Consider the following 19,830-nt stretch of genomic DNA (forward strand, 5'->3'; position numbering starts at 1 on the left):
GCCCGGCCGGCGCCGATCAGTCGTAGAAGTTGGTCTCGCCCAGCAGGACCCCCGCCACGGCCGGGTTGGGCTTGCCCCGCGGGTCGTGCTGGATGCCGATCACCTGCCGCGTGCGCGTGCCGTCGGCGTACGTCATCTCGATCACGCCGGTGGACACCACCCGGTAGGTGCCGCGCTGGTCGGCCGGAGCGGTGGCCCAGCTGCTGCCCAGGCCCGGCCAGCTGCCGACCGAGTAGCCGCCCTCCACGAAGCGCCCGGCGCGGTCCATCGTGAGGTAGTCGGTGTAGGCGGTGCACGAGATCGTGCAGAAGCCGGACCAGTTCTGGTGGTAGAGGTCCACGGCCAGCTTGGTGCCCTTCGTGGGCAGCGTCAGCGGCTCGACGCGCAGCTTCTCGCCGTAGCCGGGGTGCGTGAACGCGAAGCCGGCGGAGGTCACCTTGACCTTCTCCCTGCCGATCTTCAGCCGACCGGTGCGCGCGTCGTAGGAGTAGCGGCGGCACTCCTTGACCTTGGCCGAGCACCGCGGCTTCCGGCCGTCGGCCCACCCCGTGTAGGCCCACTTCCGGTCGACGAACCACACCGCGTGGTTGATCCAGCCGGCCGACGACTGGAGGTTGGTGTCCTCCCAGCCCCACCAGTAGGTGCCGGCGAGGTTGCGGAGCCGGGTCGGCTTCGGGGTGACCACGACGGTCGTCCTCGCGGTCGCCGTGGCGGCAGCGGGGTCGGTGACGGTGAGCGTGAGGGTGCGCGGCTTGAGCGCCTTCGACCTCTTCTTCTTGCCGGTGGGGCGCTTGAGCCTGACCTTGAGGTCGACGTACTCGGTGCTCCGCTGGTCGACCACGCCGACGTCGACGACCTTCTGTGCGATCTCGATTCCCTTGCCCGAGGCCGTGAGGCGCACGCTCGATGCCGGCCCGCGCGCGGTGTTGCGGACCTCGACGCCGACGTCGACCCACCGGCCGGCCTTGGCGCCGACCATCTGCTCGTCGGGCTCGACCTCGAGCACCGGCACGTAGACCGCGGCGAGGTCGGCGGGATAGGCGATGCTGAGCAGCTGACCGTTCGGGACGTTCTGCGCCACCGCTGCGTAGGCGCACGCGAGCTCGGTGTCGCGCAGCACCGGGTGCGGAGCCGTGGCGATGGTCACCGTGGCGCCCTGCAGGCTGGCACTCGCGCCGATCACGGACCCGTCGGGCACCTGCCCCTGCGCCGAGGAGGCGTCGCCCGTCGCGACGGCGGCGAGCGCCGGCGTGCAGGTGCTGCCCTGCCACGTCCCGACCACGACGGCGACCGCGGCGCTGGCGTCGGTGGGCGCGGCGTTGAGGGCCGCGGTGCCGGTGAGGGTGCCGGCCTGCACGTCGACCACGACGTCGACAGCCGCGAGCTGCTGCTGCGGGGTGGTGCCGGGGACGTGCTCGATCTCGGTGAGCCGGGCGGTGCGCCGGACCGCACCGTCGGCCGCCTTCGCGTGCCGCTGGACACGCGTGCCCGGCGCCGCGTCCTGGCCGCGACGGTCGAGCCGGAGCTCGATCCCGTGGCCGGGGTCGGCGGGACCGCCGGGACCGCCGGTGGTGGCGACGGCGGGTGTGCCCGCGACGGCGACACCGAGCAGGACCGGGACCGACACGAGCAGACGTCGACGACGCATGGCTTCCCCCCACGTTTGGACCAAGGTGGCTATCCCTACCACGGCGATGCCGGTCGGGTCACCAGTCGAAAGGTCGATGCTGCGCCTGCTTGGATGACGCACGTGGCCGCCGACGAGTCTCCCCCGCTGCTCCGGGCACGGGGGATCTCCCGCCGCTTCGCCGACCGGACGATCCTGTCGGAGGTCGACCTGGACGTCGCCTCGGGCGAGGCGGTCGGGGTGGTGGGTCCCAACGGCAGCGGCAAGTCGACGCTGCTGCGCTGCCTCATCGGCGCCGACCGCGCCGATGCCGGCGAGACGACGCTGGACGGGCGCGTCCTCGACGAACGGGAGCCCGGGATCCGGGCCGACATGGCCGTGGTGATGGACGACATCGACTTCTTCCCCGACCTGTCCGTGGTCGAGCACCTCGACCTGGTCGCGCGGGCGCACGCGCAGCCGGACGCCCAGGAGGTCGTCGACGCGGTGCTCGCCGAGACCGGGCTGATGGAGGTCTCGGGCCAGCTCCCCTCGACGCTGTCGTCCGGACAGCGACGGCGGCTGGCCCTCGCGAGCGCGTTCGTACGCCCGCGCCGGCTGTTGGTGCTCGACGAGCCGGAGGCGCGGCTCGACGTCGCGGGCGTGCAGTGGCTCGGCGCGAAGCTCCTCGCCGAGAAGACCGCCGGGCGGGCCGTGCTGCTGGTGAGCCACGACCCCGACCTCGTCGCGCGGGTCTGCGACCGGGTGGTCCGCCTCGGGGACGAGCCCGACGATGGCGACTGACCCGGCGGCCCTCGCGGAGGTCCCGTCCGCCCGGGAGCTGCGCGCGGAGATCCGCCACTGGCGCCGGGGCCGCGCCGAGCTGTCGTGGGGCGAGGTCCTCTCGGACGCCTACGTCGCCCTCTTCTGCGTGGTGATGATCGCCGCGATGGCCGGCAACGTCGTGCTCAGCCTGCGCCGGCTCGCCGACGACGCGTGCCTCGCCGCGTGCGCCGAGGTCCGGTCGGCGGTCCCCTGGCTGGCGACCCTCGCGGTCGCGTTGCTGGCGCTCGGCATGGCCCGGCTGCTCGGTCCGGTCTTCAGCCCGCCCGCGGCCAACGCGTGGCTGCTCGGCTCGCCCGTCGACCGCGGCGCGCTGCTGCGTCCCGGCTGGCTGCGGACCGTCGCGACCACCGGCCTCGGCACCGTGCTCCTGCTGCTGGCACCGGCCGTGCTGGGCGGCTTCTCGTGGCACGAGTCGGTGCTCTACCTGGCAGCGGGCGGTGCCACCGCGTGCGCCTGCGTGGGGGTGGCGGCGTTGTCCCAGGTGCGGGAGGACCCGGTCGCGCGGTGGCTCACGTGGTGCGTCACCGGTGCGCTCTGGCTGGCGCTCGCGCTGGCCGCGACCCACCGGCTCGAGGTCGTGCCGGAGGTCCCGGCGGCGACCGGGATCGCCGCGGCCGCCCTGCTCGTCGTGGTCGCCGGCACGCTCGCCTGGCGCGCGGCGATCGCCGTCGGCCGCGTGTCGCGCCGCGTGCTCGGCTACACCGAGCACCTCTCCCCCAGCCTGTCGGGAGCGCTGTCGTCGGTCGACCTCGGCCTGATGTACGACGTGCTGCTCGCCCGCCGCTGGGGTCGCGGCGCGCGCGTCAGATCGCGCACCGGCGGTCCGCTCGGCTGGCGCGCGCTGGTCCACCGCGACCTGCTGCGGGCGGCCCGGGCACCCCAGCCGTACGTCCTGCTCGCCGGTCTCGTGCTCGTCCCGTACGCCGCGGCGGAGGCCGGCGCCGGCCGGGCGGTCGTGCTCGCGACGACCCTGGCGGGGCTGCTCGGCGGTCCGGCGCTCTGCTCCGGCCTCCGCGTGGTCGTGCGCACCCGCAGCATCGCCCGGATGCTGCCTCTGCGCCGGCGGACGCTGGTGCTCGCGCACCTGGTCGTGCCCGCGACGGCGCTGATGGCGTTCGCCCTGGCGACGACCTGGACGCTGCTGCCGGTCGTCGGCGAGGACGGCGGAGCGGTCAACCTCGCCGTCGCGTGCGGGCTGTCGTCGATCGCAGCGACCGTGCGGTGGGTGAGCGGCAAGCCGCCGAACTACGCCGCGCCCCTGGTCAGCACCCCCGCCGGGGGCGTGCCGTCCGGCGTGTTCCTCAGCGCCGCCCGGGGCTTCGACGTGTGGGCGATCACCGCCCTGCCGCTGATGTTCGGGACGGGCGGCATGCTCGTCTCGAGCGTGGTCAGCGTCGGCGTGATCGCCTACCTCGTCTCCGGCGACGCCGGCCCGGGCTGACGGCCGCGCTCAGCCGGCGGGCCGGTCCGTCGGCGACGGCGTGAGCTCGACGGTCACCCAGGGCAGCATCAGCTGGGTGAGCGGGCCGATGGCGAGGGCGTAGACGACCGTGCCCACGCCGAGCACCCCGCCGAGGAGCAGCCCCAGGACCACGACGGTGACCTCGAGACCCGTACGGACCAGGCGGAGGGACAGCCCGGCGCGACGGGCCAGACCCGTCATCAGTCCGTCGCGCGGACCGCGGCCGAGCTGGGCGCCGATGTAGAGCGCGCCGGCCGCGCCGCAGAGCACGACGCCGCCGAGCATCAGCGCCACTCGCCCGGCCATCGCGTCGGGAGGCGTGAGGACGCCGAGCGTCGCGTCGGCCGCGAGGCCGACCACGACCGCGTTGCTGATCGTGCCGAGACCCGGCATCTCGCGCAGTGGGATCCACAGCACCAGCACGACGAAGCTGAAGAGGACGACCGCCTGGCCGAGCGTCATCGGCACGTGCCGCACGAAGCCGGAGTGCAGCACGTCCCACGGCGCGAGGCCGAGCGCCCCGCGGACCATCATCGCCAGCGAGACGCCGTAGAGGAACAGGCCCACGTAGAGCTGCGGGAGGCGACGGGCGAGGCGTCCCGCGCGCAGCTGGGCGACCGGGCCGAGGTCGACGAGGGCGGGGCGCGAGACGACGGTGCCGACGGACGTGCTGGCGGACGTGCTGTCGAACATGGCACCAGCCTGACCCGGATTGGCCTTGCTCGAAATAGCCAATCCTGTGACAGTGGCCTGCATGAGCCGCGTCGTCAACGCCCATCGGGTGGCCACCCTCGTAGCCGACTTCCCCCGCTCCCCCGCCTACCTCGGCCTTGCCGACAGCCTGCGGGTGCTCATCGGCGACGGTCGGGTTGGCGTCGACGTGCGGCTGCCGAGCGAGCGCGACCTCTCCGCGGCACTCGACGTCTCGCGCACCACGATCACCCGCGCCTACGAGGTGCTGCGCGAGTCCGGCTACGCCGAGTCGCGCCGCGGGTCGGGCACCTTCACGACCGTGCCCGGCGGGCGCAGGCGGGCCCACGACCGGTCGCTGATGCCGGGCACGGGCGGCGAGGACGCCATCGACCTCAACTGCGCGGCCAGCTCCGCCCCGCCCGGCCTCGTCGAGGCCTACCAGCGTGCCGGCGAGCAGCTGCCGGCCTACCTCAGCGGGCCGGGCTACTTCCCGCTCGGGATGCCGGCCCTGCAGGCGCGCATCGCCGCGTCGTACGAGGCGCGCGGACTGCCCACCGTCCCCGAGCAGGTGATGGTGACCGCGGGCGCCCTGGCGGCCGCCTCGGTAGTGGCCCAGGCCTTCACCACCCCGGGGGCACGGGTCGTCGTGGAGTCACCGACCTACCCCAACGCGACCCGGGCGGTGCGGCACGCCGGCGCCCGGCTGGTCGCTGCGACCGTCGACCCCGACGGCTGGGACCTCGACGCGCTGACCGCCACGCTGCGCCAGACCTCGCCCCGGCTGGCCTACCTGATCCCCGACTTCCAGAACCCCACCGGGCAGCTGATGGGCGACGACCAGCGCGAGCAGCTCGCCGGCGCCCTGGCCCGCACCCGCACCACCGTCGTCGCCGACGAGGCCCACCAGGCACTCGCCCTGCGCCCCGGACTGGCCGACGACATGCCCAGCCCGCTCGCGGCCCACGCGCCGGGCGCGATCACGATCGGCAGCGCCAGCAAGTCGTTCTGGGGCGGGCTGCGGCTGGGGTGGGTGCGCGCCCCGCTGGCCGACATGGACCGGCTCCTGCAGGCACGCATCGGCCTCGACCTCGGGGCGCCGGTGTTCGAGCAGCTGGTGCTGGCCGACCTGCTGGACCACGCCGACGAGGTGCTGCCTGCCCACCGCGCACGGCTGCTGGCCGGCCGCGACACGCTGGTGGCCGCGATCGGCCAGCACCTGCCGGCGTGGCGCTTCCGGGTGCCCGACGGCGGGCTCGCCCTGTGGTGCGAGCTCCCCGAGGCGCTCGCCACGGCGACGACGGCCGAGGCGGAGCGTCGCGGCGTGGTGCTGGCGCCGGGGCCGGTCTTCGCGGTGGAGGGCGGTCTCGACCGGTTCGTGCGGATCCCGTGGACGGCGGAGCCCGACCGTCTCGAGGAGGCGGTACGACGCCTGGCCGCGGCATGGGAGCACGTGACGTCCGACGCCGCCCGGGCGCCCACGCGCCGTCAGGCCGGGCGCGTCATGGTCGCGTGAGGCAGACGCGACAAGACCCGCGTCGCGCGCACGACGAGAACGCCCCGGCGAGCAGTGTTCGCCGGGGCGTTCGCCGTCTCTGGGCCGTCAGGACAGGTCGACGGCCCGCACCGACGCCGCCTGCATGGCGGCCTCGATCTCATCCAGCGTCGCGGCGGGGATCGCCGAGTCGACACTGAGCGCGACGAGGGCGGCGCCGCCCTTGTCCTGCCGCGAGACCTGCATCCCGGCGATGTTGACGGCCGCGTCGCCGAGGATGCCGCCTACGGTGCCGACCATGCCCGGACGGTCCTCGTAGGTGAGGAACGCGAGGTGGGTGGTGGGCTCGATGTCGACGTCGAAGCCGTTGACCTCGACGAGCCGCTCCTTCTGGGCGATCCCGACGAGCGTGCCGCTGACGGAGACCTGGGTCCCGTCGGCCAGGGTGCCCCGCAGCGTGATCAGGTTGCGGTGGTCAGGGCTCTCCGCCTCGGTCACCAGGCGGACCTCGGTGCCGCGCTCGGCGGCCAGCAGCGGCGCGTTGACGTAGGACACCTGCTCCTCGACGATGTCGGCGAAGACGCCCTTGAGCGCCGCGAGCTCGAGCACCTTGACGTCGTACTCGGTGATCTCGCCGCGCACCTCGACGTCGAGCTGCTGGGCGACCTCGCCGGCGAGCGCGGTGAAGACCCGGCCGAGCTTCTCGGTGAGCGGGATGCCGGGGCGTACGTCCTCGGCGATGACGCCGCCCTGCACGTTGACCGCGTCGGGCACGAGCTCGCCGCCCAGCGCGAGCCGCACGGAGCGGGCGACCGCGATGCCGGCCTTCTCCTGCGCCTCGTCGGTCGACGCGCCCAGGTGGGGCGTGGCGACGACGTTCTCGAGCTCGAACAGCGGGCTGTCGGTGCAGGGCTCGCTGGCGAAGACGTCGAGGCCGGCGGCCGCGATCTGGCCGGTCTTGAGGGCGTCGTAGAGCGCCGCCTCGTCGACGATCCCGCCGCGGGCCGCGTTGACCAGGACCAGGCTGTCCTTCGCGCGGGCGAGCTGGTCGGCGCCGATGAGGCCGAGCGTCTCGGGCGTCTTGGGCAGGTGGACGCTCATGAAGTCCGACTCGTCGAGCAGCGTGTCGAGGTCGACCAGGCGTACGCCCATCTGCGCGGCGCGGCCGGCCTGCACGTAGGGGTCGTAGGCGATGACCTTCATGCCGAAGGCGCTCAGCCGCTGGGCGACGAGCACCCCGATGCGGCCCAGGCCGACGATGCCGACGGTCTTCTCGTAGAGCTCGATGCCGGTGTACTTCGAGCGCTTCCACTCGCCACCGCGCAGGGCGGCGTGGGCGGGGCTGATGTGGCGGGCGGCGGCGAGCATCAGTGCGACGGCGAGCTCGGCGGCGCTGACGATGTTGGACGTGGGCGCGTTGACGACCATCACACCGGCCTGCGTCGCGGCCTTGACGTCGACGTTGTCGAGGCCGACGCCGGCGCGGGCCACGATCTTGAGCCGGTCGGCGGCCGCGAGCGCCTCGGCGTCCACCTTGGTGGCGGAGCGGACGAGGATCGCGTCGACGCCGACGATCGCGGGCAGGAGCTCGGCGCGATCGGCACCGTTGCAGTGCCGGATCTCGAAGTCGGGGCCCAGCGCGTCGATGGTGGCGGGGCTGAGCTCTTCGGCGATGAGTACGACGGGCTTGACGGGTGCGCTCACAGCGTGGGTCCTCTGGGTGGGTCGAGGGTGTCCGGGACTGCACGACGCTGTGCGGTGACCACCCTACCCGCGAGTGGATCGGGAGTCCCAATGCGTCAGCATCCGGACGTCGTACCCGGCCCCTACGATCGGTCCATGGGTGCGATGGACGACGCCGAGCGGCTGGAGCCGCGGACGGTCGAGGAGTGGAGCGCGTGGCTGGTCGAGCACCACCGGCAGCCCGACGGCGTGTGGCTGGTGAGCCCGCGCCGGGCCACGGAGCGGCCCTTCACCTACGAGGTGGCGGTCCTCGAGGCGCTGCGCTACGGCTGGGTCGACTCGACGGTGAAGCCGCTCGACGAGCAGCGCTCGATGCAGTGGTTCGCCCCGCGGCGCCGGGGCAGCATGTGGACCCGGATCAACAAGGGCCGGATCGCGCGCCTGCAGGAGGCCGGCCTGCTGGAGCCGGCGGGGGCCGCGGCGGTGGCCGTCGCGAAGGAGACGGGCATGTGGACGCTCATGGACGCGGTCGAGGACCTCGTCGTGCCCGACGACCTCGCTGCCGCCTTCGAGCGGCACCCGGGCGCGCGCGAGCACTGGGAGTCGTGGTCGGCGTCGGCGCAGAAGCTGATCCTGACGTGGATCGTGCTGGCCAAGCGACCCGAGACGCGGGCGGCGCGCGTGGAGACGACCGCGGAGAAGGCCGGGCGCGGCGAGAGGTCCCGGTAGGCCGGTCGCAGGCGGTCAGATGGCGCAGCCGTCGGGGCCGCACGCGTCCCCGCCGTCGGCGCCCGCCAGCACCTCGATGGCCGGGTGCGACTCCGACCACGCGCGCTCGAGCACCTGGGTGAGCACCTCGGTCGGCTGGGCGCCGGAGACGCCGTACTTCTCGTCCACGACGAAGAACGGGACGCCGCTGGCTCCGTAGGCCTGGGCCTGCGCCATGTCGGCGTGCACGTCCTGCTCGAGCTCGCGCGAGGACAGCACCTCCTCGACCCGGGTCGCGTCGAGCCCGGCCGCGACCGCGATCTCGCGCAGCACGTCGTGGTCGGCGACGTTGCGGGCCTGGGTGAGGTAGGCCTCGAGCAGCGCCTCCTTGACGCGGCCCTGCAGCGCGGGTCCGCCCTGCCGGTCGGCGAGGTGGATCACGCGGTGGGCGTCGACGGTGTTGAGGTGCATCGTCTCGGAGAGCCGGTAGACCAGCCCCTCCTCGGCCGCGACGGTCTCGACGCGCTCCTGCATCTGCTGCGCGCCGCTCGGCGACTGCCCGTACGTGCGCTGCAGCATCGTCGTCGTCGTCTCGGTCGGCTCGGTCGGCGCCCCGGGGTCGAGCTGGTAGGAGCGCCAGCGCACCTCCACCTCGTCGGCGTGGGCGAACTGCGCCAGGGCGCTCTCGATGCGGCGCTTGCCGATGTAGCACCACGGGCAGACGACGTCGGACCAGATCTCGATCTTCACGCGGGCCCAACGCCGTCCGGGCGGCGGTTTGTTCCGGTCAGCCGGCGACGCGCGGGGCGTCGGCCTCCTGGGCCCGCACCTTCGCGCGGCGGGCCACGTAGCTCACCGCGAACCCGAGGACGAGGGCGAGCAGCACGCCGAGGTTGGCGTAGGGCCAGTTGCCGTCCCAGTAGGGACCGGCGGGGTCGTCGACGTAGGTGCCCAGGCCGAGGGGGTGGAGCAGGAATCCCTGCCAGTTGTTCCAGGTGGCGTCGGCGGCGAAGTTGTTGACCACCAGGCCCCACCCGACGACCGAGGCGCCCGCCATCGTGGCGATGGAGGTCCAGTCGACGCTGCCGTAGCGGCCGCTGCTGTCGAACAGCGCCTCGTCGTCGTAGTCGCGCTTGCGGAGCGCGATGTCGGCGATCATGATCCCCGCCCACGCGGCCAGGGGCACACCGAGGGTGATCAGGAAGCTCTGGAACGGCCCGAGGAAGTCCTCGGCGAAGAAGACCACCCAGATCGTGCCGGCGGTCAGGATGAGGCCGTCGACGAACGCCGCCGCGGGCCGCGGGATCCGCACGCCCAGCGAGAGGAGCGTCAGGCCCGAGGAGTAGATGCCGAGGACGGCGCCGCTGACCAGCGCGAGGATCGCGGCCAGGAGGAACGGCACGAGGAACCAGGTCGGCAGCAGCGTGCCGAGGGTGCCGATCGGGTCGTCGACGATGCCGGCGCTCAGCTCGGCGGACGAGCCCGCCAGCAGCAGCCCGAAGACGACGAGCAGCACCGGGGCGACGGCGCCGCCGAAGGTGTTCCAGGCGACGATGGCCGACCCCTTGGCCTCGCGCCGCTGGTAGCGCGACCAGTCGGCGGCGATGTTGATCCAGCCCAGCCCGAAGCCGGTCATCACCATGACCAGCGCCCCGACCATCTGCTGGGCGCTGCCGCTGGGGATGTCGCTCACGGCCGTCCAGTCGATCTCGTCGAGGGTGAGGCCGACGTAGACCAGCGTCGCGATGCCGGTCAGCCAGGTGAGCACCGACTGCATCCGCATGATCACGTGGTAGCCGGCGACACTCGCCGCGACGATCAGGGCCGCGACGACGACGGTCGCCACGACCTGCGTCGTGGTGCCGCCCGACCAGCCGAGCTGCTCGAAGATCGTCGCCGTCGCGAGCACGGCGAGGATCGCGAGGAAGGTCTCCCACCCGATGGAGACCAGCCACGACACGACGCCGGGCACCTTCTGCCCGTCGACGCCGAACGCCGCGCGGCTGAGCACCATCGTGGGCGCGGAGCCCCGCTTGCCGGCGATGGCGATGATCCCGCACAGCGCGAACGACACCACGATGCCGACCACCGAGACCACCAGGGCCTGGAGGAACGAGATCCCGAAGCCCAGCACGAACGAGCCGTAGCTGATGCCGAAGACCGAGACGTTGGCCGCGAACCACGGCCAGAACAGGTCGCGCGGGCGCGCCGTGCGCGCGGACTCCTCGATGATCTCGATGCCGGTGGTCTCGACGCCGAGGCGGCGGGCCTGCTCCAGGCCCGACGCCGGGGTTGTGGTGTGGCTCATGACCGCATCGTCGCGCACCGGTGGCCCGGTATCCAGCACCGACGTGCGTCAGGCACGGACGAGCACCTCACCGTGCAGGACGGAGAACCAGCCGTCGGGGTCGGTCGCCCAGGCGCGCCAGGCGGCGGCGACCTGCTCGAGCTCCTCGGGCGAGGCGCGGCGCTCGGCGACGAGCTGGCGGGCCAGCGCGGTCGAGGTGATGCGGTCGGCCCAGAGGCCGCCCCACCACTCGCGGTCGGCCGGGGAGGCGTAGCACCAGGTGGACGACCCGGCGACCACGTCGGTGGCGCCGGCGGCGTGCGCCCAGGCGAGGAGCATCCGGCCCGCGTGGGGCTCGCCCCCGTTGGCGCGCGCGGCGGCCTCGTAGAGCTCGAGCCACCGGTCGAGGCCGCCCGACGCGGGATGCCAGGAGAAGTGGCCGTAGTCGCTGTCGCGGACGGCGACCACGCCACCCGGTCGGGTCGCCCGCAGCATCTCGCGGAGCGCCCCGACCGGGTCGGTGACGTGCTGGAGCACCTGGTGGGCGTGGACGACGTCGAACGCCCCGCCGAGGACACCGTCGACGTCGAGGGCATGGACGTCGCCCACCACCACCGTCGCGTTGGTGACGCCCTGGCGCTCGAGCTCGGTGCGCGTCAGCGCCGCCGCCTCCTCGTCGATCTCGACGGCCACGACCTCCCGCACGAGCCGGGCCAGGTCAGCGGTGATGGTGCCGGGACCCGACCCGACGTCGAGCAGGCGCTGCCCGTCGTGCAGGTGCGGCAGGAGGTGGGCCGCCGAGTTGGCCGCCGTGCGCCACCGGTGGGAGCGCAGGACGGCCTCGGCGTGCCCGTGGGTGTAGGTGCTCACTGACGTGCTGACTGGCGGATCAGCGCGCCGAGCTGCCCTCGGTGTAGTCGGCGTCGTGCGACTTGACCCAGGACATCAGCTTGCGCAGCTCGCGACCGGTCTGCTCGATCGGGTGGCTCTCGGCCGTCTCGCGGAACGCGGTGAACTCGGGCGACCCGTTGTCCATGTCGGTGATGAAGCGCTCGGCGAACGCGCCGTTCTTGATGTCGGCGAGCACGTCCTCCATGTTCTTCTTCACCTCGGGGGTGATCACCCGCGGGCCGGAGACGTAGTCGCCGAACTCGGCGGTGTCGGAGACCGACCAGCGCTGCTTGGCGATGCCGCCCTCGTACATCAGGTCGACGATGAGCTTGAGCTCGTGGAGGCACTCGAAGTAGGCCACCTCCGGCTGGTAGCCGGCCTCGGTGAGCACCTCGAAGCCGTACTGCACGAGCTGGGAGGCGCCACCGCAGAGCACCGCCTGCTCGCCGAAGAGGTCGGTCTCGGTCTCCTCGGTGAAGGTGGTCCTGATGCCGCCGGCGCGCAGGCCGCCGATGGCCTTGGCGTAGGACAGCGCGAGGTCCCACGCCTTGCCCGACTCGTCCTTCTCGACCGCGACGAGCACCGGCACGCCGCGCCCGTCGACGTACTCGCGGCGCACGAGGTGGCCCGGGCCCTTGGGGGCGACCATGATGACGTCGACGCCGTCGGGCGGGGTGATGTAGCCGAAGCGGATGTTGAAGCCGTGCCCGAAGACGAGGGTGTCGCCCGGGGTGAGCGCCGGCTCGATCTCCTGGGCGTAGAGCGTGCGCTGGTGCTGGTCGGGAGCCAGGATCACGATCACGTCGGACTCCTCCGCCGCCTCGCGGGGGGTGAGCACGCGCAGGCCCTCGGCCTCGGCCTTGTCGCGGCTCTTGGAGCCGGGCTGCAGCCCGATCCGGACGTCGACGCCGGAGTCGCGGAGCGACAGGGCGTGGGCGTGGCCCTGGCTGCCGTAGCCGATCACCGCGACGTTCTTGCCCTGGATCAGGCTCAGGTCGGCGTCGTCGTCGTAGAACATCTCAGCCACTGGGGGCTCTCCTTCGTCGGTGTGTTGCTCGGGGTGGATCAGTTGGGTGGGATCAGGTGGGGGTGGATCAGGTGGCGATGGCGGACACGGGTGCGGGCACGGCGACGGGGCGCTGGGTGCGCTCGCTGATCGAGCGCGAGCCGCGCCCGATGGCCACCATGCCGGACTGCACGAGCTCGCGGATGCCGAAGGGCTCGAGCACCCGCAGCAGGTCGGCGAGCTTGTCGGAGTTGCCGACGGCCTGGACCGTGACGGCGTCGGGCGCCACGTCGACGACCTTGGCGCGGAAGAGCTGGACGGCGTCGAGCACCGCACCGCGGGTGGCGGCGTCGGCACGGACCTTGACCAGGAGCAGCTCGCGGTTGACCGACCCGGGGCCGTCGAGCTCGACGATCTTGATGACCTCGACGAGCTTGTTGAGCTGCTTGGTCACCTGCTCGAGCGGCGACTCGTCGACGTTGACCACGATGGTCATCCGCGAGACCTCCGGGTGCTCGGTCGGGCCGACCGCCAGGCTGTCGATGTTGAAGCCGCGGCGGGAGAACAGGCTCGCGATGCGGGCCAGGACGCCCGGCTGGTTCTCGACCAGGACGCTCAGCGTGTGCTTGTTGGCGGCGCTCATGCCCGGACCTCCCAGTCGTCCTGCACGTCCTCGAACTGCGGCGCGAGGTCGCGTGCGTACTTGATCTCGTCGTTGCTGGTGCCGGCGGCCACCATCGGCCACACCATCGCGTCGCGGTGGACGCGGAAGTCGACGACGACCGGCTGGTCGTCGATCGCCATGGCCTTCTCGATCGTGGCGTCGACCTCGTCGGGCGACTCGCACGCCAGGCCCACGCAGCCGTAGGCGTCGGCCAGCTTGACGAAGTCGGGGATCCGCTTGGAGTGCAGGTCGGTGTTGGAGTAGCGCTCGTTGTAGAACAGCGTCTGCCACTGGCGCACCATGCCGAGCGACTCGTTGTTGATGATCGCGACCTTGATCGGGATGTCGTTGATCGCGCAGGTGGCGAGCTCCTGGTTGGTCATCTGGAAGCAGCCGTCGCCGTCGATCGCCCAGACGGTGCTGTCGGGCATGCCGACCTTGGCGCCCATCGCGGCGGGGACGGCGTAGCCCATCGTGCCGAGGCCGCCGGAGTTGAGCCACGTGTTGGGGTTCTCGTAGCCCACGAAGTGGGTCGCCCACATCTGGTGCTGGCCGACGCCGGAGCAGTAGATCGCCTCGGGGCCGGCGATGGCGCCGAGCCGCTCGAGGACGTACTGCGGCGCGAGCGAGCCGTCGGTGGGGGCGTCGTAGCCGAGCGGGTACTTCTGCTTGACCCCGGCGAGGAACGCCACCCACGCCTCGTAGTCGCCGTCGGCGCCCTCGGCCTGCAGGAGCTCGACGAGCTGGGAGATGACCTCGCGGCAGTCGCCGACGATCGGGACGTCGGCGTGGCGGTTCTTCCCGATCTCGGCCGGGTCGATGTCGGCGTGGATCACCAGCGCGCCCGGGGCGAAGGAGTCGAGGTTGCCGGTGACCCGGTCGTCGAAGCGCGCACCCAGGCTGATGATCAGGTCGCTCTTCTGCAGCCCCGCGACCGCGGCCACGGTGCCGTGCATGCCGGGCATGCCGAGGTGCTGGGGGTGGCTGTCGGGGAACGCGCCGCGCGCCATCAGCGTGGTCACGACGGGGATGCCGGTCAGGGCGGCGAGCTGGGCGAGCTCGCGCGACGCGCGGGCCCGGATCACGCCACCGCCGACGTAGAGGACGGGACGCTTGGCCTCGCGGATGAGGCGCACCGCCTCCTTGATCTGCTTGGGGTGCGGGATGGTCACCGGGCGGTAGCCCGGCAGGTGGAGCTCGTCGGGCCAGGCGAACGTCGTCGGGGCCTGCAGCGCCGACTTGGCCACGTCGACCAGCACCGGGCCGGGCCGACCGGTCGAGGCGATGTGGAACGCCTCGGCGACGGTGCGCGGGATGTCGGCGGGGTCGGTCACCAGGAAGTTGTGCTTGGTGATCGGCATCGTGATGCCCCGGATGTCGGCCTCCTGGAAGGCATCGGTGCCGATCATCGAGGCACCCACCTGCCCGGTCACCGCGACCATCGGCACCGAGTCCATGTAGGCGTCGGCGAGGGGCGTGACCAGGTTGGTCGCGCCCGGACCCGAGGTCGCCATGCACACGCCCACCCGGCCGGTGGCCGCGGCGTAGCCCTGCGCGGCGTGGCCGGCGCCCTGCTCGTGCCGGACCAGGATGTGCCGGATGCGGGTGGAGTCCATGAGCGGGTCGTAGGCCGGGAGGATCGCACCGCCCGGGATGCCGAAGATGTCGGTCACGCCGGCCGCCTCGAGGGACGTCACCAGGCTCTGTGCGCCCGTGACCGGTCCGCTTCCCTGTCCGCCCTGCTGCGTCATGTCCTTCTCTCTCCTGCTGCGTCTACGTCGGCTCTGGGCCATGAAAAAACCCCTCGGCCCGGTGGGCGACGAGGGGTGACGCGCGTGCGTTGGGCCGGTGGCCGTCAGCTCACGCGTCGCGTGCGTACAAGAATCTCGGTGCGCATGCGACATACCGTCGTCGCCGGGGTGGTCCGGCGTCAAGCAAGTGTGACAGGCGTCCCACCATTCGGAACGCGAGTCTCGCGATGTGGAGAACAGGCGTCGTTCAGCCGCGCTCCAGCGGCGTGCAGATGCACGACCGGTTGCCGTCGGCGTCCTCCACGACCCAGAACGCCGGGGCGTCGGCGTCGCTCACGAGGCGCCCGCCGGCGTCGAGCACGGCCTGAAGCCGCCGCTCGGCCTCGTCGTGCGGCACCCACACGTCGAGGTGCCAGCGCTGCTCGTGGTCGCGCTCGGGCAGTGGCGCCCCGCCATCCCCGTCGGGCGTCTGGAACCACACCCCGGGCACCTGCCCGCTCGGGTCGACGACCCCACCGGGGCCGGCCTGCGCGCCGAGCAGGGCGGCGTAGAAGTCGCCGAGCCGCTCGGCGGAGGCCGTGTCGAGCGCCGGCTCGATCTCGGTGAGCCCGGAGACGTCGGCCACCGCTCCGAGCTCGGCGGCCAGCTCGCTGATCCGCCGGGCCAGGTCGAGGTCACGGCTGGTGATGCCTCCGACGTCGTGGCTGCTCAGCGTCACGACGACCTCCGGATAGGTCAGCGTGACGTCGGGGTGGTGGCCGGCCTCCTCGGCGGCCGCACCGATCCGGTCGACCAGCGTCAGGCCGGTGGCGAAGTCACCGGTGCGGAAGCGGGCCTTGAGTCGGTTGAGCACCTTGCGCCAGTCGTCGAGGCCGGCGGCGAGGATGTCGTCGTGGCGCAGTCGTGCCTTCGGATCGCTCATGGGCCCGACCCTGCCACTCGGCACCGACGGCGACCACCCCCGTCGGCTCAGGCCAGGGTCTGGGTGATCTCGTGGGTGGCGTCGTCGACGACGACGCGCGCCAGGGCGCCGTTGACCAGGGGCAGGTGGGGCGGCACGTGCCCGATCTCGAGGTCCCACACGATCGGCAGGTCGAGACGACCCACGGCATCGAGCACGGCCTCGCGCTGGGTGAGGTCGGGGTGGTCGGGCGCGCCCGTGCGGCCGACGAGCACCGCGGCCGCCCGGTCGAACCAGCCCGCCAGCCGGAGGCCGTGGAGGAAGCGGCAGATGTCGACAGCGTGGTCCTCGCACGCCTCGACGTAGACGATCGTCGGCTCGTCGAGGCCCTCGGCCCAGGCCCGCACGTCGCCGTACGGCGTGCCGGCGAGGTTGGCGACCGTCTCGATGCAGCCGCCGATCAGCCGCCCGGACACGTCGAGCGATCCGCCGCCCTCGACCTGCCACGACCCGGTGCCCACGTGGGTCCACTCCGTCGCCCGGGGGTCCTGCTCGAAGCGCACCCAGTCGGTGACCAGCCCGGAGTCGCGCTGCACGAACGGACCGGGCCCGCCGGCCAGGTCGAGCCAGTGCAGCAGCCCGTCGGGGACGGCGTACGGCGTGTCGGCGAGGTTGTCGCCGTGGATCGTGGCCCAGCCCAGGCGGGTGGTCAGCGGGACGAGGACGGTCGAGAGGTCGGAGTAGCCGACGAGCCAGGTCGGCTCGGCCGCGGCGAGCGCGTCCCAGTCGAGCAGGTCGACGAGGTCGATCGCGGTCTCGCCGCCCCACGGCGGGATGACGCACGCGATGTCGGGATCGGCCAGCATCCGGGTGAGCTCGTCGGCGCGCTGCTGGGCCGGGCCGGCAGTCAGCCCGCCCCCGACCAGGAACTCGCCGACCTCCACCTCGTAGCCGCGCCCGCGCAGCCAGTCGACGCAGAAGTCCATCCGCGCCACGCCGTCGCCCTCGACGCCCGCCGACGGGGCGGTCACCCCGATCCGGTCGCCGGGGCGCAGCGGGCGTGGGAAGAGGGGTGCTCGGGCCATGGCACCAGTCTGGCACTGTGTGTCCATGGCTTTGGGCGACATCGCGCGGCAGGCGATCCATGCCGGCACCGTGGTGCCGCGGCTCTACGTGGCGGCGGTGCAGGCCGGCCTCGGACCCGCCGGCGCGCTCGAGGTGCTGCGGCTCTCCCGGGCCGCCCTGCAGATCGCGGCGGCTCAGGGCCGTGGCGTGCCGGGCCGCGCCAACGCGATGCGCCACTTCATGTGGCAGGCGGTGCTGACGGCACGGTTCGGGGTGGAGACCGCCCGGGCGATCGCCACGGCGCAGGAGTCCGGCTCGTCCGCCCGCCACGACTCGCGGGTCGACGAGCACAACAACGCCGTGGGGCAGGAGTACGGCGCCACCAACGCCGCCGAGCTCGGGGGCACGGACGCGATGCGGCGCCTCGTGCCGGTCGCCCTGGCGAAGTGGGACTCCGGCGAGCTGGTCTGGGTCACCCGGCGCTGACGTGGTCGTGACCCGGCGCGAGGAGGCGGCGGACGGTGTCGATGAGCACCTCGCGCTGCCCCGCCGCCGTGAACGACTCATCCACCGCGAGGCGCCCCAGGAAGCCGTCGACCACGACGAGCAGCCAGGCGGTGAGGTCGGCTGCCGACAGGTCGGTGCGGGCCTGGCCCGCGGCCTGGGCGCGGGCGACCCAGGGGCCGAGACCCTCCTCCAGCACGCGGGTGTCGCGGGCGAGCGCCGCCTCGACCTCGCGCTCCCCCATCACCGCCCCGACCGCCCGGACGAAGCCCGCGAGCCGGGGGTCGGCCATCTCGTCGGCGGTGTGCGCGAGGTGCGCCTCGATGACGGCCATCGGGTCCTCGTCGGCCGGCCGGGCGGCGAACCACTCCCGCGTCTCCTCGGTGCCGAGCTCCAGGATCGCCAGGAGCAGCGACTGCTTGGTCGGGAAGTAGTGGAAGAAGGTGCCCGAGCCGATGCCGGCCTCCCGGCAGATGGCGGCGGTCGAGGTGCCGGCGTACCCCGTGGCCGCGAAGCAGGTCAGCGCAGCGTCGATGATCAGCAGCCGGCGAGCCAGGTGCTTCTCCGGGTCTACGGTGCGGGCCACCGGTCACCTCTCCCTTTCATGGAGTGCATGCTCTAGTATTCCATCCCATGGGGGACATCGAACGCTGGCACCTCGTCGAGGGCGGCCACGAGCACGTCGTCACTGTGGAGCAGCATGCCTTCACCCGCGAGGTGGCGTGGACCCGCGACGGCACCGAGGTGGGGCGCACGAAGACCTCCGACGACACGATCGTCCTGGCGCCGACGGGCGCGGACGGTGCCGTGCGCCTGCGGTGCGCGATCGTCGGCCCCACCCGCCGGGTCACCCTCCACGACGGAGAGGCCGAGGCGCACACGGGCCTCGGCGGCACCGACCTCGAGCCCGCGGCGGGGTCACGAGCGGCCAGGCGCGCCGAATGGATCGGTGCCCACCCCCACCTCCACACCGCACGGCAGACGGCGATCGCGGCCGCCGGCGTCGGGGTGCCGGTCCTGCTGGTCTGGCTGCTGAGCCTGGTGCCCTGGCCGAGCCTGGACATCCCCTGGCCCGACATCTCGCTGCCGTCGATCCCCTGGCCCGACCTGCCGTCGATCCCCTGGCCCGACATCACCCTGCCGTCGATCCCGTGGCCCGACATCGACCTCCCGTCGCTGCCGTCGCTGCCGGCGTGGACCGAGCCGGTCCGCCAGGTGCTGGTGCCGGTGCTCATCGCGTTCTTCCTCGCCCGCGGCGAGGTGAAGCGCCGGCGCCGGGCCGAGGAGAAGGCCAGGGCGGAGGCCAGGGAGAAGGCCGCGGAGGAGTCCGCGGAGGAGGCCAGGGAGGAGTCCCTCGACCTTGAGTCTCCTGGAGACTCAAGGCCCAGCGCCGTCACCGACCCCAGGCCGTGAGGCCCTCGCGGTCGTGCTCGCCGCCTGGCCACACCGCGCGCACCACGCCCGCCGCGGCGAGCGCCTTGCGGCAGCCCGGGCACGGCGGATCGGTGATGTAGGCGGTCGCCCCCTTGGTGTCCCTGGTCGCGAAGAGCAGGGCGTTGACCTCGGCGTGGATGGCGATGCAGAAGCCGGGCGTGCCGGGGCGGTCGTAGTCCCCGAGGCCGGGCACGTCGTCGTAGCCCAGCTGGCCGCGCGGGCAGGCCCCGCCCAGGCAGTCGTCCTCCCCCGGCGCCGCGCCGTTGTAGCCGGTGGCGATGATGCGGTGCTCGATGGTCAGGACGGCGCCGACGCGGCGGCGCGTGCACTTGGCCCGAGCGGCCACGGCGTCGGCGATGCCGAGGAAGTAGTCGTCCCAGCCGGGGACGGCGTGGTCCGGGGTCGCGGTGGTGGGTGCGCTCACGGGAGCACCGACTGCCCGATCGCGCCGGGGTTGTAGGCGACCTCCCAGCGGAATCCGTCGGGGTCGGCGAAGTAGCCGGAGTAGCCGCCCCACTCGCGCTCGGTGGCCTCCCGTACGTGCGCCGCTCCGGCCGTGCGTGCCTGCTCGAGCACGGTGTCCACGCCCGCCCTGGTGGCGAGGTTGTGGGCCAGGGTGATCGGCGGCACGCCACCGCGCGTCGGCGTCTTGCCCACCTCCTCGACGAAGAACGACTCGGCCCAGAGGCTCAGCACGACCTTGTCGGCGACCCGGAACATCAGCACCTCACCGACCTCGTGGAGCTCGGGCTCCCAGCCGAGGCCGTCGACGTAGAACTTTCGGGTCACCTCGAGGTCGCCCACGACGAGGGTGATGAAGCTGAGGCGCTGGTCCAT

General features: G+C 73.1%; 20 protein-coding genes. 6 read left to right on the forward strand and 14 right to left on the reverse strand.

What is annotated here, in order from left to right; translation table 11 throughout:
- Positions 1-16 precede the first annotated feature (16 nt).
- Entirely contained in the window at positions 17-1,648 is a 1,632-nt protein-coding gene (locus JX575_RS13040; protein ID WP_186340853.1) for a hypothetical protein, read from the reverse strand.
- Positions 1,649-1,741: 93 nt separating this feature from the next.
- On the opposite strand from JX575_RS13040, the gene JX575_RS13045 reads away from it, so the two are divergent.
- Together JX575_RS13045 and JX575_RS13050 are read left to right on the forward strand one after the other, a co-directional pair.
- Positions 1,742-2,410, forward strand: coding sequence for an ABC transporter ATP-binding protein (locus JX575_RS13045; RefSeq protein WP_186340852.1), 669 nt, complete (start codon positions 1,742-1,744; stop codon positions 2,408-2,410).
- A complete protein-coding gene (locus JX575_RS13050; RefSeq protein ID WP_186340851.1) occupies positions 2,400-3,893 on the forward strand; it encodes a DUF6297 family protein in 1,494 nt (497 codons plus the stop codon). Before JX575_RS13045 ends, JX575_RS13050 begins: the two co-directional genes overlap by 11 nt.
- 9 nt (positions 3,894-3,902) lie before the next feature.
- On the opposite strand, the gene JX575_RS13055 is transcribed toward JX575_RS13050, so the two are convergent.
- Entirely contained in the window at positions 3,903-4,607 is a 705-nt protein-coding gene (locus JX575_RS13055) for a hypothetical protein (protein ID WP_241005147.1), read from the reverse strand.
- Between the two features lie 61 nt (positions 4,608-4,668).
- Between JX575_RS13055 and JX575_RS13060 the strand changes: the two genes are divergently transcribed.
- The gene (locus JX575_RS13060) at positions 4,669-6,120 is read left to right on the forward strand and encodes a PLP-dependent aminotransferase family protein (protein ID WP_186340850.1); all 1,452 of its coding nucleotides are present in this window, start codon (positions 4,669-4,671) and stop codon (positions 6,118-6,120) included.
- Between the two features lie 87 nt (positions 6,121-6,207).
- Here the strand turns inward: JX575_RS13060 and serA are convergent, their stop codons facing one another.
- Positions 6,208-7,803: a phosphoglycerate dehydrogenase gene (serA, locus tag JX575_RS13065; protein ID WP_186340849.1), complete on the reverse strand. Its 1,596-nt coding sequence runs from the start codon at positions 7,801-7,803 to the stop codon at positions 6,208-6,210.
- 135 nt (positions 7,804-7,938) lie between these two features.
- Between serA and JX575_RS13070 the strand changes: the two genes are divergently transcribed.
- A complete protein-coding gene (locus tag JX575_RS13070; protein WP_186340848.1) occupies positions 7,939-8,511 on the forward strand; it encodes a YdeI/OmpD-associated family protein in 573 nt (190 codons plus the stop codon).
- A gap of 15 nt (positions 8,512-8,526) precedes the next feature.
- Here the strand turns inward: JX575_RS13070 and JX575_RS13075 are convergent, their stop codons facing one another.
- From JX575_RS13075 to JX575_RS13110, 8 genes are all read right to left on the reverse strand, one after another.
- Complete coding sequence (locus JX575_RS13075) at positions 8,527-9,240, reverse strand: DsbA family oxidoreductase (protein ID WP_186340847.1); 714 nt, start codon at positions 9,238-9,240, stop codon at positions 8,527-8,529.
- 37 nt (positions 9,241-9,277) lie between these two features.
- Complete coding sequence (locus JX575_RS13080) at positions 9,278-10,798, reverse strand: cytosine permease (protein WP_186340846.1); 1,521 nt, start codon at positions 10,796-10,798, stop codon at positions 9,278-9,280.
- Between the two features lie 48 nt (positions 10,799-10,846).
- Positions 10,847-11,647 (reverse strand): class I SAM-dependent methyltransferase, encoded by an 801-nt coding sequence (locus tag JX575_RS13085; protein WP_186340845.1) that lies wholly within the window; start codon positions 11,645-11,647, stop codon positions 10,847-10,849.
- A gap of 19 nt (positions 11,648-11,666) precedes the next feature.
- Positions 11,667-12,695, reverse strand: a complete 1,029-nt coding sequence (gene ilvC / locus JX575_RS13090) for a ketol-acid reductoisomerase (protein ID WP_277395297.1) — start codon at positions 12,693-12,695, stop codon at positions 11,667-11,669.
- A 67-nt stretch (positions 12,696-12,762) separates the two neighbouring features.
- Positions 12,763-13,317, reverse strand: a complete 555-nt coding sequence (gene ilvN / locus JX575_RS13095; RefSeq protein ID WP_186340844.1) for an acetolactate synthase small subunit — start codon at positions 13,315-13,317, stop codon at positions 12,763-12,765.
- The gene (locus JX575_RS13100) at positions 13,314-15,242 is read right to left on the reverse strand and encodes an acetolactate synthase large subunit (protein ID WP_346776147.1); all 1,929 of its coding nucleotides are present in this window, start codon (positions 15,240-15,242) and stop codon (positions 13,314-13,316) included. Before JX575_RS13100 ends, ilvN begins: the two co-directional genes overlap by 4 nt.
- Positions 15,243-15,336: 94 nt before the next feature.
- Complete coding sequence (locus JX575_RS13105) at positions 15,337-16,011, reverse strand: 4a-hydroxytetrahydrobiopterin dehydratase (RefSeq protein WP_186340842.1); 675 nt, start codon at positions 16,009-16,011, stop codon at positions 15,337-15,339.
- 47 nt (positions 16,012-16,058) lie between these two features.
- A complete protein-coding gene (locus JX575_RS13110; protein ID WP_186340841.1) occupies positions 16,059-17,075 on the reverse strand; it encodes a S66 peptidase family protein in 1,017 nt (338 codons plus the stop codon).
- Between the two features lie 25 nt (positions 17,076-17,100).
- Here JX575_RS13110 and JX575_RS13115 point away from each other — a divergent pair, with 25 nt between their 5' ends.
- Positions 17,101-17,541 (forward strand): hypothetical protein, encoded by a 441-nt coding sequence (locus tag JX575_RS13115; protein ID WP_186340840.1) that lies wholly within the window; start codon positions 17,101-17,103, stop codon positions 17,539-17,541.
- Here the strand turns inward: JX575_RS13115 and JX575_RS13120 are convergent.
- On the reverse strand, positions 17,528-18,145 hold the full coding sequence (locus tag JX575_RS13120; RefSeq protein WP_206054394.1) for a TetR/AcrR family transcriptional regulator: 618 nt from the start codon (positions 18,143-18,145) through the stop codon (positions 17,528-17,530). The genes JX575_RS13115 and JX575_RS13120 overlap by 14 nt on opposite strands.
- 47 nt (positions 18,146-18,192) lie before the next feature.
- Here JX575_RS13120 and JX575_RS13125 point away from each other — a divergent pair, with 47 nt between their 5' ends.
- The gene (locus tag JX575_RS13125) at positions 18,193-18,972 is read left to right on the forward strand and encodes a hypothetical protein (protein ID WP_186340839.1); all 780 of its coding nucleotides are present in this window, start codon (positions 18,193-18,195) and stop codon (positions 18,970-18,972) included.
- On the opposite strand, the gene JX575_RS13130 is transcribed toward JX575_RS13125, so the two are convergent.
- Complete coding sequence (locus JX575_RS13130; RefSeq protein WP_186340838.1) at positions 18,953-19,417, reverse strand: deaminase; 465 nt, start codon at positions 19,415-19,417, stop codon at positions 18,953-18,955. The two genes, JX575_RS13125 and JX575_RS13130, sit on opposite strands and share 20 nt — an antisense overlap.
- Entirely contained in the window at positions 19,414-19,830 is a 417-nt protein-coding gene (locus tag JX575_RS13135) for a VOC family protein (protein ID WP_186340837.1), read from the reverse strand. The genes JX575_RS13130 and JX575_RS13135 overlap by 4 nt, the downstream gene beginning before the upstream one ends.

Origin of the sequence: Nocardioides sp. zg-1228, from assembly GCF_017086465.1 — a bacterium.
GTDB lineage: Bacteria > Actinomycetota > Actinomycetes > Propionibacteriales > Nocardioidaceae > Nocardioides.